The organism is Enterobacter sp. 342 (genome assembly GCF_036663495.1).
Lineage (GTDB): Bacteria > Pseudomonadota > Gammaproteobacteria > Enterobacterales > Enterobacteriaceae > Enterobacter.
In genome coordinates, this window is record NZ_JAWUEI010000008.1 from 105,330 (window position 1) to 123,161 (window position 17,832).

A 17,832-nucleotide genomic window follows, 5' to 3' on the forward strand; every position below is an offset into this window, starting at 1 on the left:
CATATCCCAGTTCAATACTGGCTTGCACAAACAGCACACACCCTCTGCAGGAAAAAAATGCTATGAAAAACGTTGGTTTTATCGGCTGGCGCGGTATGGTCGGCTCTGTACTCATGCAACGCATGGTTGAAGAGCGCGATTTCGACGCCATCCGCCCGGTCTTCTTCTCTACTTCCCAGCTCGGTCAGGCTGCGCCTTCATTCGGCGGCACCACTGGCACGTTGCAGGATGCTTTCGATCTGGAAGCGCTGAAGGCACTCGACATTATTGTCACTTGCCAGGGCGGCGATTATACCAACGAAATTTATCCAAAGCTGCGTGAAAGCGGCTGGCAGGGCTACTGGATTGACGCGGCCTCTTCGCTGCGTATGAAAGACGATGCCATCATCATTCTTGATCCGGTTAACCAGGACGTGATCACCAACGGCCTGAATAACGGCGTGAAAACCTTTGTTGGTGGTAACTGTACCGTCAGCCTGATGCTGATGTCTCTGGGCGGTCTGTTCGCTCAGGATCTGGTGGAGTGGGTCTCCGTGGCGACGTACCAGGCGGCTTCCGGTGGCGGTGCGCGTCATATGCGTGAGCTGCTTACCCAGATGGGCCAGTTGCACCACAGCGTGGCGCACGAGCTGGCAAACCCGGCGTCCGCGATCCTCGATATCGAGCGAAAAGTCACTCAACTGACCCGCAGCGGCGAGCTGCCGGTGGACAACTTTGGCGTACCACTGGCGGGTGGCCTGATCCCGTGGATCGACAAACAGCTGGATAACGGCCAGACCCGCGAAGAGTGGAAAGGCCAGGCCGAGACCAACAAAATTCTCGCCACCGCGAATACCATTCCGGTAGACGGTCTGTGCGTGCGCATCGGCGCGCTACGCTGCCACAGCCAGGCCTTCACCATTAAACTGAAAAAAGATGTGTCTATTCCGACCGTGGAAGAGTTGCTGGCTGCACACAACCCATGGGCGAAAGTGGTGCCAAATGATCGCGAGATCACCATGCGTGAACTGACCCCGGCTGCCGTGACTGGCACGCTGACCACGCCGGTTGGCCGTCTGCGTAAGCTGAACATGGGGCCGGAGTACCTCTCCGCGTTCACCGTTGGCGACCAGCTCTTATGGGGAGCAGCGGAGCCGCTGCGCCGCATGCTGCGCCAGCTGGCGTAATAATTTGTTAACTACCGGGGGTGATTTTCGCCCCCTTTTTTTGCGTACTACATGGAGTAAAACGCGTATGTCTTATTTTTATCAGGAGTCATTTAGAGCGTTGGCTATGCTTTAAGGAAGAGTCATTTCTTACCTGAGGTTAGGACGGGCTGTGAGGATGCTCGTTCAGGTCACATTAAAGTCGTCCCAGGCGCTAAAAAAGGACGACATAAAAAACAGGATGAATACCATGTCCGATCGTGTGGATAGAGACGTGATTAATGCGCTTATTGCGGGTCATTTTGCCGACCCCTTTTCCGTGCTGGGGATGCACCGTACAGAGGCCGGGCTGGAAGTTCGGGCGTTGTTACCGGATGCGACAGAAGTGTGGGTTATCGAACCCAAAACCGGCCGCAAAGTGGGCAATCTGGAATGCCTCGACTCGCGTGGTTTCTTCTCAGGCGTGATGCCCCGTCGTAAAAACCCCTTTCGTTATCAGCTTGCCGTCATCTGGCACGGCCAGCAAAATCTCATTGATGATCCCTACAGCTTTGGTCCTCTTTTGCAGGAGATGGATGCCTGGCTGCTGTCTGAAGGAACCCATTTGCGACCTTATGAAACGCTGGGTGCCCACGCAGACACGATGGATGGTATCACCGGCACGCGGTTTGCTGTGTGGGCACCCAACGCCCAACGCGTCTCCGTTGTCGGACAGTTCAACTACTGGGACGGTCGTCGTCACCCGATGCGCCTGCGCCGGGAAACGGGGATCTGGGAACTGTTTATCCCTGGGGCGCACAACGGACAGCTCTACAAATTCGAGATGATCGATGCCCACGGCAAGTTGCGCATTAAAGCCGACCCGTATGCCTTTGAAGCCCAGATGCGCCCGGATACGGCGTCGCTGATTTGTGGCCTGCCGGAGAAGATCACCCAGACGGAAGAGCGCAAACAGGCTAACCGCTTCGATGCACCTATCTCCGTCTATGAAGTGCATCTTGGCTCCTGGCGTCGCCACACGGATAACAACTTCTGGCTCAGCTACCGGGAACTCGCCGAACAACTGGTACCGTATGCCAAATGGATGGGCTTTACTCACCTTGAGCTGTTGCCGGTCAACGAGCATCCGTTCGATGGTAGCTGGGGTTATCAGCCAACCGGACTGTATGCGCCTACGCGCCGCTTTGGCACGCGCGATGACTTCCGTTATTTCATCCATGCCGCGCATGCCGCCGGGCTGAATGTGATCCTCGACTGGGTGCCTGGCCATTTCCCGTCGGATGACTTTGGTTTGTCAGAGTTTGATGGTACGAAGCTGTACGAGCACAGCGACCCGCGAGAAGGTTATCACCAGGACTGGAATACGCTGATCTACAACTACGGTCGCCGCGAAGTCGCGAACTACCTGGTCGGAAATGCCCTGTACTGGATTGAGCGCTTTGGCATTGATGCTCTGCGTGTTGATGCGGTGGCATCCATGATCTATCGCGATTACAGCCGCAAAGAGGGAGAGTGGATCCCGAACGAGTTTGGTGGCCGTGAAAACCTGGAAGCGATTGAGTTCCTGCGCAGCACCAACCGCATTATCGGTGAGCAGGTGGACGGCGCGGTAACAATGGCAGAAGAGTCGACCGACTTTGCGGGTGTCTCCCGACCACCGTCATTAGGTGGCCTGGGGTTCTGGTACAAGTGGAACCTGGGCTGGATGCATGACACGCTCGACTACATGAAGCTCGATCCGGTTTATCGTCAGTATCATCACGATAAGCTGACGTTCGGGATGCTCTACAACTACACCGAAAACTTCATGCTGCCGCTGTCGCATGATGAAGTGGTACACGGCAAAAAATCCATTCTTGACCGCATGCCGGGCGATGCGTGGCAGAAATTTGCCAACCTGCGCGCCTACTACGGCTGGATGTTTGCGTTCCCGGGCAAAAAACTGCTGTTTATGGGCAATGAGTTCGCTCAGGGACGCGAGTGGAACCACGACGCCAGCCTCGACTGGCATCTGCTGGAAGGTGGCGATAACTGGCACCATGGCGTGCAACGTCTGGTGCGTGACCTGAACCTGACCTATCGTCATCACAAAGCGCTGCACGAACTCGACTTTGACCCGTACGGCTTTGAGTGGCTGGTGGTGGATGACCATGAGCGCTCGGTGTTTGTCTTTGTGCGGCGAGATAAAGCGGGTAACGAGATCATCGTCGCCAGCAACTTCACACCGGTGCCGCGCCAGCACTATCGCTTCGGCATTAACCAGCCGGGTAAATGGCGCGAAATCCTGAATACCGATTCCATGCACTACCACGGCAGCAATACCGGTAATGGTGGTCTGGTGCAAAGTGATGCCATCGAAAGTCATGGGCGGCCAAACTCTCTGAGTCTCACGTTACCGCCGCTTGGCACCATCTGGCTGATGCGGGAGGGTGAATGACGCAACTTACGGCAGGTCAACCCGAACCGCTCGGGGCGAGTTTCGACGGAAAGGGTGTGAATTTCACCCTCTTTTCTGCTCACGCTGAGCGGGTAGAACTGTGTGTTTTTGACGGTGAGGGTAACGAGCACCGTTACGATTTACCGTCGCGCACGGGGGATACCTGGCACGGTTACCTGGCCGGAGGACGGCCAGGTATGCACTATGGTTTTCGTGTTCATGGTCCGTGGGAACCTGCTCAAGGGCACTGGTTTAACCCTGCAAAGCTGTTGATTGATCCGTGTGCGCACCGCGTGGACGGTGAGTTTAAAGACGACCCGATTTTTCATGTCGGTTATGGTGAACCTGACCATCGTGACAGTGCCCATGTGGTGCCAAAAAGCGTGGTAGTGCACGATCACTATGACTGGGAAGACGATGCGCCGCCAGCCACGCCGTGGGGCAACACCGTCATTTATGAGGCCCATGTCAAAGGGCTGACGTATCTGCATCCGTCCATCCCCAAAGAGATGCGCGGCACCTACAAGGCGCTCGGGCATCCGACCATGATCGCCTACCTGAAACACCTCGGCATCACCGCTCTTGAACTGTTACCCGTCGCCCATTTTGCCAGCGAGCCGCGTCTGCAGCGGCTGGGGTTGAGCAACTACTGGGGCTACAACCCGCTGGCGATGTTCGCGCTCGAACCCCGCTATGCCGTCCATCCGGAAAAAGCGCGGGACGAATTCCGCGATGCGGTGAAAGCGCTCCATGCCGCGGGAATTGAAGTCATTCTGGATGTGGTGCTGAACCACAGCGCTGAAAGCGATCTTGATGGTCCAACGCTCTCCATGCGCGGAATTGATAACCGTAGCTATTATTGGATCAGGCAGGATGGTGATTATGAGAACTGGACCGGCTGCGGCAACACGCTCAATCTCAGCCATCCGTCGGTCATGCAATTTGCATATGAGAGCCTGAAATACTGGGTGGAAACGTACCACGTGGATGGTTTTCGTTTCGACCTGGCGCCTGTGATGGGGCGGACACCGGCATTCAGCCAGCAGGCGCCGCTGTTTGAGGCGATAAGAAACTGCCCGGTGCTATCACAAGTGAAGCTCATTGCCGAGCCGTGGGACATTGGGGAAGGGGGATATCAGGTCGGGAATTTTCCCCCCTTGTTTGCCGAATGGAACGATCACTATCGCGATGCCGCGCGCCGCTTCTGGCTTGAGCGAAATCTCTCGCTGGGGGAATTTGCCGGGCGCTTTGCCGCGTCAAGCGATCTCTTTAAGCGCGACGGTAAGCGACCGTCGGCCACCGTCAACCTGCTGACGGCGCACGACGGTTTTACGCTCAGGGACTGCGTTTGTTTCAATCAGAAACACAATGAGGCGAACGGCGAAGAGAATCGCGATGGCACTAACAATAACCATAGCTTCAATCATGGTATAGAAGGGTTAGGCGGAAGCCTTGACGTTATCGAGCGGCGGCGCGCCAGCGTTCATGCACTGCTGACAACGCTTCTGTTGTCGCAGGGGACACCGATGCTGCTGGCGGGCGATGAGCACGGCCACAGCCAGCACGGTAACAACAATGCGTATTGCCAGGACAACACCTTAACCTGGCTTGACTGGGGGGAGGCGAACAGCGGGTTGATCCATTTTACCGCTGCGCTGATCCACCTTCGCCAGCAAATCCCGGCCCTGACCACCGACCGCTGGTGGGAAGAGGGGGACGGAAACGTTCGCTGGTTGAATAAAGACGCGCAACCACTAAGCGCGCAAGAGTGGCAACACGGTGTACCACGGCTGCAAATCCTGCTTTCGGATAAATGGCTGGTTACGCTGAACGCGACGGATGATGTCGCAGAGATTGTTTTACCTGAAGGGGAATGGCGCGCCGTTCCCCCCTTTGCCGGAGCGGATAATCCGGTAGTAATGGCTGTCTGGCACGGGCCTGCGCACGGAGTGTGTGTATTCCAAAGATGATAAAAAAGGAGTTAGTCATGGTTAGATTAGAGAAAAACGATCCCTTAATGTTGGCACGCCAGCTACCATTAAAAACGGTTGCCCTGATACTCGCTGGTGGGCGTGGTACCCGTCTGAAAGATTTGACCATCAAACGCGCCAAGCCGGCTGTTCACTTTGGTGGTAAGTTCCGTATCATAGATTTCGCACTCTCCAATTGCCTCAACTCTGGCATCCGCCGTATTGGCGTCATTACGCAGTATCAATCACACACGCTGGTGCAGCATATCCAGCGCGGCTGGTCCTTCTTCAGCGAAGAGATGAATGAGTTTGTCGATCTCCTCCCGGCCCAGCAGCGCGTTCATGGCGAAAACTGGTACCGGGGCACGGCGGATGCGGTGACGCAAAACCTCGATATCATTCGTCGTTATAACGCGGAATACATCGTGATCCTCGCCGGGGATCATATTTACAAGCAAGACTACTCCCACATGCTCATCGACCATGTCGAAAAAGGGGCGCGTTGCACCGTGGCGTGTCTGCCGGTGCCCGTTGCTGAAGCGACGGCGTTTGGCGTAATGCACGTGGATGCGGACGACAAAATTATCGACTTCGTCGAAAAACCTGCAAACCCGCCGACCATGCCGGGAGATGATACGAAGTCACTCGCCAGTATGGGGATCTATGTCTTTGATGCAGATTACCTTTATGAACTGCTGGAAGAAGACGACAAAGACGAAAATTCCAGCCATGACTTTGGCAAAGACATCATCCCGAAAATTACGCAAGCTGGCATGGCGTATGTACATCCCTTCCCGTTGTCCTGCGTGCAATCCGACCCAAATGCGGAACCTTACTGGCGCGATGTGGGAACGCTGGAAGCGTACTGGAAGGCGAACCTCGACCTGGCCTCGGTGACCCCTGAGCTGGATATGTACGATCAGAACTGGCCGATTCGTACTCATATGGAATCGCTCCCGCCAGCCAAATTCGTTCAGGACCGTTCGGGTAGTCACGGTATGACACTGAACTCGCTGGTTTCTGGCGGATGCATTATTTCAGGGTCGGTGGTGGTGCAGTCAGTGCTGTTCCCCCGCGTGCGGATAAATTCATTCTGTAATATTGATTCGGCAGTCTTATTGCCAGATGTCTGGGTTGGACGTTCGTGTCGCCTGCGTCGTTGCGTTATCGACCGCGCCTGCGTCATTCCTGAGGGGATGGTCATTGGTGAAAACGCGGAAGAAGACGCGCGTCGTTTCTACCGTTCGGAAGAGGGAATCGTGTTAGTAACACGGGAAATGTTGCGGAAGCTGCAGATCAAACAGGAGCGATGATGCAGGTTTTACACGTATGTTCTGAGATGTTCCCGTTGTTAAAAACGGGCGGCCTGGCGGATGTTCTTGGTGCATTACCGGCGGCGCAAATCGCCGGAGGGGTGGATACCCGAGTCCTGCTGCCCGCATTTCCGGATATCCGGCGTGGTATTCCCGATGCAAAAGTGGTGACGCGTCGTGAGACCTTTGCCGGGCGCATCACCCTGCTGTTTGGACATTACAATGGCGTTGGGATCTACCTGATTGACGCGCCGCACTTATATGACAGGCCCGGGAGTCCGTATCACGACACCAACCTGTTTGCTTACCCGGACAACGTGCTGCGCTTTGCGTTGCTCGGTTGGGTCGGTGCAGAAATGGCGACGGGGCTGGATCCGTTCTGGCGTCCGGATGTGGTGCACGCGCACGACTGGCACGCCGGGCTTGCCCCGGCGTATCTGGCCGCGCGCGGCCACCCGGCCAGGTCAGTTTTTACTGTGCATAACCTGGCATATCAGGGGATGTACTATGCCCATCACATGCATGAAATCGATCTGCCATTGTCGTTCTATAACATGCACGGGCTGGAGTTTAACGGGCAGATCTCGTTCCTGAAAGCCGGGCTTTACTATGCCGATCATATTACCGCCGTGAGCCCGACTTACGCCCGGGAAATTACCCAGCCGGAGTTTGGTTATGGCCTGGAAGGGCTACTGCGGCAGCGTCATCGTGAGGGGCGCCTGTCGGGTATTTTGAACGGTGTTGATGAAAAGATCTGGAGCCCGGAAACCGATCTCCTGCTGGCGTCGCGCTATGGCCGTGATTCGGTCGAGGACAAAGCCGAAAACAAGCGCCAGCTGCAAATTGCCATGGGCCTGAAGGTGAACGACAAAGTACCGTTGTTCGCCGTGGTCAGTCGCCTGACCAGCCAGAAAGGGCTGGATCTGGTGCTGGAAGCTCTGCCTGGTTTACTGGAGCAGGGAGGGCAACTGGCGCTGCTCGGCGCGGGTGATCCGGTGCTGCAGGAGGGTTTTCTGGCGGCAGCAGCGGAACATCCCGGGCAGGTTGGGGTGCAGATTGGCTATCACGAAGCGTTTTCGCACCGCATTATGGGCGGCGCGGACGTCATCCTGGTGCCAAGCCGTTTCGAACCCTGCGGTCTGACGCAACTCTACGGCCTGAAATACGGCACGTTACCGCTGGTGCGCCGCACGGGTGGGCTGGCGGATACAGTTTCCGACAGTTCTCTGGAAAATCTGGCGGACGGTATCGCCAGCGGGTTTGTGTTTGAAGACAGTAATGCCTGGTCGTTGTTACGGGCGATTCGGCGTGCTTTCGTTTTATGGTCCCGTCCTTCCTTGTGGCGTTATGTTCAGCGCCAGGCGATGAGCATGGACTTTAGCTGGCACGTTGCGGCGCAGTCATACCGCGATCTTTATCAACGCTTGATGTAACAAGGCGGAGTCACTGATATGAATGCACCTTTTAGCTACTCTTCACCCACACTCAGCGTTGAGGCGTTAAAACACTCTATCGCCTATAAGCTGATGTTCACCATCGGGAAAGATCCGGTCATCGCGAACAAACACGAGTGGCTGAACGCCACCCTGTTTGCCGTGCGTGACCGTTTAGTTGAACGCTGGCTGCGCTCCAACCGTGCCCAGCTCTCACAGGAAACGCGTCAGGTTTACTACCTGTCGATGGAATTTTTGATTGGCCGCACGCTTTCCAATGCGCTGTTGTCGCTCGGTATTTATGACGACGTCAAAACCGCACTGGAAGAGATGGGGTTAGATTTAGAAGAACTGATTGACGAAGAGAATGACCCTGGCCTCGGTAACGGTGGTCTGGGACGCCTTGCGGCCTGCTTCCTGGACTCGCTGGCGACGCTGGCGTTGCCGGGGCGTGGTTACGGGATTCGCTATGATTACGGCATGTTCAAGCAGAACATCGTCGACGGACGTCAGAAAGAGTCGCCGGACTACTGGCTGGAATACGGTAACCCGTGGGAGTTCAAACGCCATAACACGCGCTATAAAGTGCGCTTTGGTGGACGTATTCAGCAGGAAGGGAAAAAATCCCGCTGGGTGGAAACCGAAGAGATCCTGGCCGTGGCCTATGACCAGATCATCCCTGGTTACGACACCGATGCCACCAATACGCTGCGCCTGTGGAGTGCCCAGGCCAGTAGTGAAATTAACCTCGGTAAATTCAACCAGGGTGACTACTTCGCGGCGGTGGAAGATAAAAACCACTCCGAGAACGTGTCCCGCGTGCTGTACCCGGATGACTCTACCTACTCCGGTCGCGAACTGCGCCTGCGTCAGGAGTATTTCCTTGTCTCCTCAACGGTACAGGACATCCTTAATCGCCATTATCAACTGCATAAAACCTACGCCAACCTGGCGGAGAAAACCGCGATTCACCTCAACGACACCCACCCGGTGCTCTCCATTCCTGAGCTGATGCGTTTGCTGATCGACGAACATAAGTTCAGCTGGGATGATGCGTTTGAAGTGACCTGTCAGGTGTTCTCGTACACCAACCATACGCTGATGAGCGAAGCGCTGGAGACCTGGCCGGTGGATATGCTCGGCAAAATCCTGCCGCGCCATCTGCAGATTATCTTTGAGATCAACGATTACTTCCTCAAGACGTTGCAGGAGCAGTACCCGAACGATACCGGCCTGCTGAGTCGTACGTCGATCATTGATGAGTCGAACGGCCGCCGTGTGCGCATGGCCTGGCTGGCGGTAGTGATCAGCCACAAGGTGAACGGGGTGTCCGAACTGCACTCAAACCTGATGGTGCAGTCGCTGTTTGCTGACTTCGCGAAGATCTTCCCGACACGTTTTTGCAATGTGACCAACGGCGTTACACCACGACGCTGGCTGGCGCTGGCCAATCAGCCGCTCTCTGAGGTGCTGGATGAGAATATCGGTCGCACCTGGCGTACCGATTTGAGCCAACTGAGCGAACTTGAACAGCACATTGATTTCCCGACGGTCAACAAAGCCGTGCGTGAAGCCAAGCTGCTGAACAAAAAGCGTTTATCGGTTTATCTTGCGCTGCATCTGAACGTAGTCGCCAACCCGAAAGCGCTGTTCGATGTGCAGATCAAGCGCATCCATGAGTACAAACGTCAGCTCATGAACGTGCTGCATGTGATCACCCATTACAACCGCATCAAGGCCGATCCTACGGCCGAGTGGGTGCCACGGGTGAAGATCTTTGCTGGTAAGGCGGCTTCCGCCTACTACATGGCAAAGCATATCATTCACCTAATCAACGATGTGGCGAAGGTGGTCAACCTGGATCCGGAAATTGGCGACAAGCTGAAGGTGGTGTTCATCCCGAACTACAGCGTAAGCCTGGCGCAGTTGATTATCCCGGCGGCGGATCTCTCTGAGCAGATTTCCACAGCAGGTACGGAAGCGTCCGGCACCAGTAATATGAAGTTTGCTCTCAACGGCGCGCTGACCATTGGTACGTTGGACGGGGCGAATGTCGAGATGCTGGAGCATGTCGGTGCAGATAACATCTTTATCTTCGGTAACACAACGGAAGAGGTCGAAGCGCTGCGTAAGCAGGGTTACTCACCGCGTAAATACTACGAAGAGGATGAAGAGCTACGCCAGGTATTGACGCAAATCGCCACCGGTGTGTTTAGCCCTGAGGAGCCTGGCCGTTATCGCGACCTGGTGGATTCGCTGATTAATTTTGGCGATCACTATCAGGTGCTGGCGGATTATCGCAGCTATGTGGATTGCCAGGATAAAGTGGACGAACTGTACCGGCATCAGGAGAAGTGGACCTGTGCCGCGATGCGCAACATCGCCAATATGGGGTATTTCTCGTCAGACAGGACCATCAAAGAGTATGCCGAGACGATCTGGCATATTGATCCGGTAAGGTTGTAAAAACAAAGCCGGGTGGCGGCTACGCCTTACCCGGCCTACTCGATCCCGTAAGCCCGGTAAGCGGTAGCGCCACCGGGCTTTTTTTCACGTCAAGATGCTAACGACAGCTCACGCTTCCCCGCATTTTGCAGTAACCACTGCGCCACGCGAGATTGCTGCTCGGCATCCAGCCACATCCCTTCTTTAGTACGACGCCAGATGGCGTCATCCAGGCGGCGAACCCATTCGTGTTCAACCAGATAACGCAACTCGGCTTCGTACAGTTCATGGCCGAAATGTTCACCCAGATCAGCAATCTCTTTGGCTTCACCGAGGATCCACTCGGTGTTGCTACCGTAAGTACGGGCATAATGGCGTGCCATCCCTTCGGTGATGAACGGGTAGCGGCGACGCAGCTTCGCGGCATAATCATCGCGGTTATCCCCGATATCTCCGCCAGGCAGCACGGCACCTTTGGTCCATGCCGGGCCAATGCCCTTATAGTACGGCACCAGTTTTTCCAGCGCGTGCTCAGCCAGCTTACGATAAGTGGTGAGTTTACCGCCAAATACCGACAGCAGCGGTGCCTGGCCATCTACGTCGTGAATATCAAGCGTATAGTCGCGGGTGATGGCTTGTGGTGAATCCGATTCGTCATCGCACAGCGGACGCACGCCGGAGTAAGTCCAGACTACATCATGACGAGACAGCTGTTTCTTAAAGTGCGCGTTATACACTTTCAGCAGGTAGTTGACCTCGCTCTCGTCGATCTCAACGTTTTTCGGATCGCCTTTGTACTCCACGTCGGTGGTACCGATAATGGAAAACTCGTCCATCCACGGGATCACAAACACGATGCGTTTATCTTCGTTCTGCAGAATATAAGCCTGCTTCTGAGTATGTACGCGCGGCACCACAATATGGCTGCCTTTGATCAGACGAATACCGTACGGCGAAGGCAGGTGCATGCCTTCGTCAAAGAACTGTTTCACCCACGGACCGGTGGCGTTGACCAGGCCGCGTGCTTTCCAGCTGAATTTCTCGCCGGTATCAATGTCTTCCGCGTCGACAATCCACAGACCGTTTTCACGACGAGCAGAGGTCGCGCGGGTGCGGGTTTTCACCTCACCGCCTTTCTTCACCACCATCTGTGCGTTCGCCAGAACCAGACGCGCATCGTCTACCCAGCAATCGGAATATTCGAATCCGCGCACGATTTCAGGTTTAAGGACCGATTCTGAACCAAAACGCAAACCGTTCGAACCCGGCAGACTGGTGCGTTTACCCAGGTGATCGTACATAAACAGACCGATTCGGATCATCCAGGCCGGACGCAGATGCGGGCGATGGGGCAGGCGGAAACGCATCGGAATCGCCAGATGCGGTGCCATTTTCAGCAACACTTCACGTTCAGCCAGCGCTTCGCTGACCAGGCGGAATTCGTAGTGTTCCAGGTAGCGCAGGCCACCGTGAATCAGTTTGGAGCTGGCGGACGACGTCGCGCAGGCGAGATCGTTAGCTTCCAGCATCAGTACGGATAATCCGCGTCCTGCGGCATCGACCGCAATACCGGCACCGTTGATGCCACCGCCTATCACAATCAGATCTTTGGTTTCCATAACACCCTCATGCACTTTCGTTAAAGCTCAGAAATGTTCGATATCGCTCATAATAGCAAAGGAACGCGCTTTTGGTAACATCAAAAAAACAATTTAGAGTGATATGGATAACATAATGGCGTTTACCCGCCGCCAGGACGTACACTACGGGGTAAAATAGTGCCGTTGACCAATGTAAAGAGAACACCATGGATCAGTTTGAATGTATTAACGTAGAAGAAGCCCATCAGAAAATGCACCAGGGAACGGCGGTGCTGGTGGACATCCGCGATCCGCAGAGTTTTGCGATGGGCCACACGCCGGGTGCGTTCCACCTCACCAACGATACGCTGGGCGCGTTTATGCGCGATAACGACTTCGAAACACCGGTGATGGTGATGTGCTACCACGGCAACAGCAGTAAAGGTGCGGCGCAGTACCTGATTCAGCAAGGCTACGACGCGGTGTACAGCGTCGACGGTGGATTCGATGCATGGCATCGCCATTTCCCGGCAGAAGTTGAGTACGCGTTTGAGCGCTGATCCCGCTATACTGTCCCCTTTTGTGTGGAAATAAGCGACCGCTACCCATGTTGATGATCACCTCTTTTACCAACCCGCGTGTCGCCCAGGCGTTTGTCGACTACATGGCGACGCAGGGTGTTATTCTGACCATCCAGCAACATACTCAGACCGATGTCTGGCTGGCCGACGAGAGCCAGGCAGGGCGGGTAAACGAGGAGTTGGCGCGTTTTCTTGAGAACCCCGGCGACCCGCGCTATCTGGCAGCCAGCTGGCAATCTGGCCAGACAGGCAGTGGGTTGCATTATCGTCGTTTTCCTTTCTTTGCCACCGTGCGTGAACGTGCAGGGCCGTTTACGCTACTGCTGATGGCGGCCTGTATTGTCGTCTTTATCATTATGAACGTGGTGGGTGACCAGAGCGTGATGATCGCTCTGGCGTGGCCGTACGACCCCTCTCTGGAGTTTGATGTCTGGCGCTACTTTACCCACGCGCTGATGCACTTCTCGGTGATGCACATCCTCTTTAACCTGCTGTGGTGGTGGTATCTCGGCGGTATCGTTGAGAAGCGGCTCGGCAGCGGCAAGCTGATCGTTATCACCATTATTAGCGCCCTGCTGAGCGGCTATGTGCAGCATAAATTCAGCGGTCCGTGGTTCGGTGGGCTGTCTGGGGTGGTATACGCCCTGATGGGCTACGTCTGGCTTCGCGGGGAGCGCGACCCGGAAAGCGGCATCTATTTACAACGCGGACTCATAACCTTTGCGTTAATATGGCTAATTGCCGGATGGTTTGATCTGTTTGGTATGTCTATCGCCAATGGTGCACACGTCACTGGCCTGGTTGTCGGGTTGGCAATGGCCTTTGCCGACACGCTCCATGCGCGAAAACGAACATAATTCTCAGGGATAATTGATGAAACAAACACAACGTCATGACGCCATTATCGAACTGGTAAAAAAACAGGGATACGTCAGTACTGAAGAGCTGGTTGAACAGTTTGCCGTCAGCCCGCAAACCATCCGTCGTGACCTGAACGAGCTGGCCGATCAGAACCGTATTCTGCGCCACCACGGCGGGGCGGCGTTGCCGTCCAGCTCGGTCAACACCTCCTGGCATGATCGTAAAGCCACACAGACGGCAGAGAAAGAACGCATTGCCCGCAAGGTTGCCAGTCAGATCCCGAACGGGGCGACGCTGTTTATTGATATCGGCACCACGCCGGAAGCGGTCGCCCATGCGCTGCTGGATCACGAGAACCTGCGCGTGGTCACCAACAACCTGAATGTCGCCAACACCCTGATGCAGAAAGACGATTTCCGCATCATCCTCGCGGGCGGCGAGTTGCGCAGCCGCGATGGCGGGATTATCGGTGAAGCGACCCTCGACTTTATCTCACAGTTCCGCCTCGATTTTGGCATTCTCGGGATCAGTGGCATTGATAGCGACGGCTCACTGCTGGAGTTTGATTATCATGAGGTGCGTACCAAGCGCGCGATTATTGAAAACTCACGTCACGTAATGCTGGTGGTAGACCATTCGAAGTTTGGCCGTAATGCGATGGTGAACATGGGCAGTATCAGCATGGTGGATGCGGTGTATACCGACGTGATGCCGCCGGCTGGCGTTATGCAGGTGATTAAAGATAATAATATGCAGCTGGAATTGTGCTAGGAATTGTGTCGGGTGGCGCTGCGCTTACCCGACCTACAAAACTCCGTAGGCCCGTGCAAGCGTAGCGCCGCCGGGCAATGAATTACACTCCGTACCCCATCATCTTCAACAATCGCTGCGCATGCTGCACTGCATCCTGACGGTGCGCCACGCCCAGTTTCTGATACAGATTTCGGATATGCGTTTTAATGGTGGTCGCAGCAACCGCCAGTTCACCCGCAATTTGTTCATTGCTGTAGCCGGAATAGATCAGCCCCAGTACCTGCCATTCACGCTGGGTGAGCGGGCTGGTGCGGATAAGCTCCGGTACTTCCGGGTGGTTCAACAGACGTTCGACAAAGTTCTCATCGAAATGCGCAAACTTATGGCGATGGTGTTGGTTGATTTCACGCAGAATACGTTGAGCGCGATGCTGATCGAGTTCCGGCAGCGTATTGAGCTGAATCAATTGACGCAGTTGCTGCGCCATCACTTCACCTTCAATCACAAAGTGGCTGATAAAACCGGTGCGGTTCGCGAGTTGCAGCGCTTCCAGCAGTACACGCTGAGCATCATTTTTACGACCCGCCTGCCAGTAGAGCTGGTTCAGCAGCAGCAGGTTGCGGTTGAGATCGCTCATCAGACGCAGGCCGCGCGCGTTCTCATTTAGCTCTTCAAGCACAATCTCCGCGGGCTCTAATTCACCGAGCAGGATCTGCGCGCGGGCAATGTTGCGCCACTGGCTCTGCAGGAAATGGTTGTTAGCAAATTCCGGTTTTGGCGTCTGACGTAACCAGTTGGCGGCGGATTTTTTGTCGCCAGTCATTTGCCAGTAAATCACCCGGACCTTATCGGCGTTCGATACCCAGTCGCTATGATACTGACCGTTGCCGAGCAGGTTTTCCAGACGGTTAAGATGGTTACGGGCGTTATCGAGATCACCGCGCGCCAGCGAGCACTGCACCAGCAGTGCCAGACACTGCAATTGTTGCTGCGGCTGGAAGCCAGAAAGCACGTCCACACCCTGGCGAGCGCAACTTTCTGCTTCATCCAGACGTGACCATGCCCACAGGAGCTGAGCGCGAATACGCAACAGGAACTCGTGCATCGGCAGCTGTTCCAGGTGCTGTTCACGAATTAACTGGAAGGCTTTTTCCTGATTTTCCCAGGCAGCCTGCAGGAACCCCTGAGCGAACAGAATTTCGCTTTGCTGGATCAGGCTCCATAACGCGTAGTGCCAGACATCGTGGCGCCGTGCCATTTGTTCAGTTTGCTGCATCAGCGAAAGGGAGCGCGTCAGCTCGCCTTTGCAGTGCAGCACTTCACCGTGTACCGACGTGGCAACGATCCGGCTGTAGAAGTTGGCCAGCGGCAGTTCATCCAGTGCGACCATCGCCAGACGCTCGGCTTCATCCGGGTCGCCGTCGTTAATCGCGACCTGGGCCCGCAGGGCGTTAAATTCACCGTGCAGGGGCGTGTCCATGTTGCTCTCCATCTCCTGTTCCGCACGTGCCAGCAAGGTATTCACTTCGCTATAGCGATGTTGGCTCTGCATCAGCCAGGCCTGCAGCAACACCAGACGCGGGTTCTCCAGCAGACTTTCCCACGGCAGCGCTTTGAGAGACTCTTCAAGTAGCGTCAGCTCGCTGTGGTTGAATAAGCCCCACGCATGGTTGAGGAGAATATCACGCAGCATGTTGGCATCACCTGCGGCCAGCGCATGGTGGATCGCCTCGCTCGGGAAGCCTTGTGCCATCCAGCTTTCGGCGGCAGCGCGATGAATTTCCGGCAGTTCAACCGCAAGCTCCCACTGGCAACGCTGGCGCAGGAAACTGCCAAACAGCGGATGGTAGCTGAACCATTCGCCGGGATCGTCCATACGCGTCAGGAACAGGCCCTGACGTTCAATTTCTTCAAGCTGTAACTGGCCGTTTTCGCAGCCCGTCACGCGTACAATCAGCGCGTCGTTCATGGAACGCAGCAGCGAGCTTTTCAGCAGGAAATTACGGGTAGACGGATCGACGCTGTCCAGCACCTCATCCACGAGATAGTCAGAAAGATGGCTGGCATTGATGCCCGCCAGACGCCGCGCAGACTGATGCGCCGGACTGTTGTTTTGCCGGGCAGAGAGGGCAATTAACTGCAATGCAGTGGCCCAGCCAGCGACATCATCGCACATCCGGCTGCTTTCTGATGCCTCAATGGGGGAGGTCAAACGGCAGTCAAAGAACTGTTTCGCTTCCTGATGAGTAAAAGCCAACTGCTGGCTACCCACTTCCAGAAGTTGATCGCGCACGCGCAGGTTGGCAATGCCCAACTGCGGCAGGTTACGTGACAATACCACCAGGGTCAGGTTTTCCGGTTGATGGCGCAGGAAGAAACGCATCGACTCATGGATCACTGGGTTAGTGATGAGATGGTAATCATCAATCACCACATACAGCGGGCGATGCCATTCGGCCAGTTCAATAAATAGCTGGGAGAAAAGGGAGGACAGGCTGGCGCACTGGCGCTTTTGCACCATCACCTCACTGGCGACGCAGTGTCCATTGGTTGCCTGTTGAATAGCGGCAATCAAATAGCTGGCAAAACGCTCTTGCTGGTTGTCGCCCTCATCAAGGGAGTACCAGCCAAGATCGCTCTTACCTGCGGCCCATTGCGAAATGAGCGTTGTTTTTCCATAACCTGCAGGGCTCGTAACCAGCGCCAGTCGGAAATTATGCGCGCCGGAAAGTTTAGCCAACAGGCGCTCGCGGACCACTGTATGGTCAAGGCGAACCGGGCGACTTAATTTAGACGGAATCAACATAGGTTTCACTTCACTGTGGGGAACGAGAGATTTTATTTTTTTTGCGCTTCGTAATTAATACGATATAAGGTCGGCCAGAAAGAGAACTATTGCAAGTTATGTCTGGATTTGGTGGCTCTGAATTTGCACTCTGTCACAAAACATTCAGACAGATGATGGAACTTTCTGGAATGGGCTTTAACGCCGCGTCAATGCTGGCTTGTATGGTTCTGGTGCGGCTACGCTGAAACTGGTTTCAGAAAGGAATAGTGACGTCAAATGTAATAAAGTTCGGGTAAAATTATAAGTGATTAATAATCTCCTTAGTTATTACCCGATTGCAGAAATATTATTCTACGTAAGTAATCATTTCAGAGAGGTTTAATTACACACGAAACTGCATTTCATTTCTTTGACATTCTCCCCGGTTACTTTTTTATCTTCAGGGCACACTCGAACTATGCTCTGAGAGTGGCCTCGATCACATTTTTATGCTCATCCCCGCTACTCCTCCCTGTCTAATCCCCCA

11 protein-coding genes are annotated in these 17,832 nt (G+C 55.0%); 9 read left to right on the plus strand and 2 right to left on the minus strand.

All coding sequences use genetic code 11. The features are described from left to right. The first annotated feature begins 62 nt into the window (after positions 1–62). The 6 genes from asd to glgP all read left to right on the plus strand — a co-directional run bounded on the left by asd (position 63) and on the right by glgP (position 10,764). A complete protein-coding gene (asd, locus tag V6E55_RS08905; RefSeq protein WP_129994824.1) occupies positions 63–1,166 on the plus strand; it encodes an aspartate-semialdehyde dehydrogenase in 1,104 nt (367 codons plus the stop codon). Between the two features lie 229 nt (positions 1,167–1,395). Then, positions 1,396–3,582, plus strand: coding sequence for a 1,4-alpha-glucan branching enzyme (glgB, locus tag V6E55_RS08910; protein WP_114979330.1), 2,187 nt, complete (start codon positions 1,396–1,398; stop codon positions 3,580–3,582). Further along, positions 3,579–5,552 (plus strand): glycogen debranching protein GlgX, encoded by a 1,974-nt coding sequence (gene glgX, locus V6E55_RS08915; RefSeq protein ID WP_316942632.1) that lies wholly within the window; start codon positions 3,579–3,581, stop codon positions 5,550–5,552. The genes glgB and glgX overlap by 4 nt, the downstream gene beginning before the upstream one ends. Positions 5,553–5,569: 17 nt before the next feature. Continuing rightward, positions 5,570–6,865, plus strand: a complete 1,296-nt coding sequence (glgC, locus tag V6E55_RS08920) for a glucose-1-phosphate adenylyltransferase (RefSeq protein ID WP_316942633.1) — start codon at positions 5,570–5,572, stop codon at positions 6,863–6,865. Then, positions 6,865–8,298, plus strand: coding sequence for a glycogen synthase GlgA (gene glgA, locus V6E55_RS08925; RefSeq protein ID WP_028018042.1), 1,434 nt, complete (start codon positions 6,865–6,867; stop codon positions 8,296–8,298). The genes glgC and glgA overlap by 1 nt, the downstream gene beginning before the upstream one ends. Positions 8,299–8,316: 18 nt before the next feature. Continuing rightward, a complete protein-coding gene (gene glgP / locus V6E55_RS08930; RefSeq protein ID WP_114979333.1) occupies positions 8,317–10,764 on the plus strand; it encodes a glycogen phosphorylase in 2,448 nt (815 codons plus the stop codon). 89 nt (positions 10,765–10,853) lie between these two features. Here the strand turns inward: glgP and glpD are convergent, their stop codons facing one another. After that, complete coding sequence (glpD, locus tag V6E55_RS08935) at positions 10,854–12,362, minus strand: glycerol-3-phosphate dehydrogenase (RefSeq protein WP_114979334.1); 1,509 nt, start codon at positions 12,360–12,362, stop codon at positions 10,854–10,856. 188 nt (positions 12,363–12,550) lie between these two features. Here glpD and glpE point away from each other — a divergent pair, with 188 nt between their 5' ends. Genes glpE through V6E55_RS08950 form a run of 3 tightly spaced genes read left to right on the plus strand, consistent with a single transcriptional unit; the run spans position 12,551 to position 14,536 of the window. Further along, the gene (gene glpE, locus V6E55_RS08940; RefSeq protein WP_114979336.1) at positions 12,551–12,883 is read left to right on the plus strand and encodes a thiosulfate sulfurtransferase GlpE; all 333 of its coding nucleotides are present in this window, start codon (positions 12,551–12,553) and stop codon (positions 12,881–12,883) included. A gap of 47 nt (positions 12,884–12,930) precedes the next feature. Then, entirely contained in the window at positions 12,931–13,761 is an 831-nt protein-coding gene (gene glpG, locus V6E55_RS08945) for a rhomboid family intramembrane serine protease GlpG (protein WP_028018039.1), read from the plus strand. Between the two features lie 16 nt (positions 13,762–13,777). Beyond that, positions 13,778–14,536, plus strand: a complete 759-nt coding sequence (locus V6E55_RS08950; protein ID WP_316942634.1) for a DeoR/GlpR family transcriptional regulator — start codon at positions 13,778–13,780, stop codon at positions 14,534–14,536. Positions 14,537–14,618: 82 nt separating this feature from the next. Here the strand turns inward: V6E55_RS08950 and malT are convergent, their stop codons facing one another. Further along, a complete protein-coding gene (malT, locus tag V6E55_RS08955; protein ID WP_316942636.1) occupies positions 14,619–17,324 on the minus strand; it encodes an HTH-type transcriptional regulator MalT in 2,706 nt (901 codons plus the stop codon). Positions 17,325–17,832 lie beyond the last annotated feature (508 nt).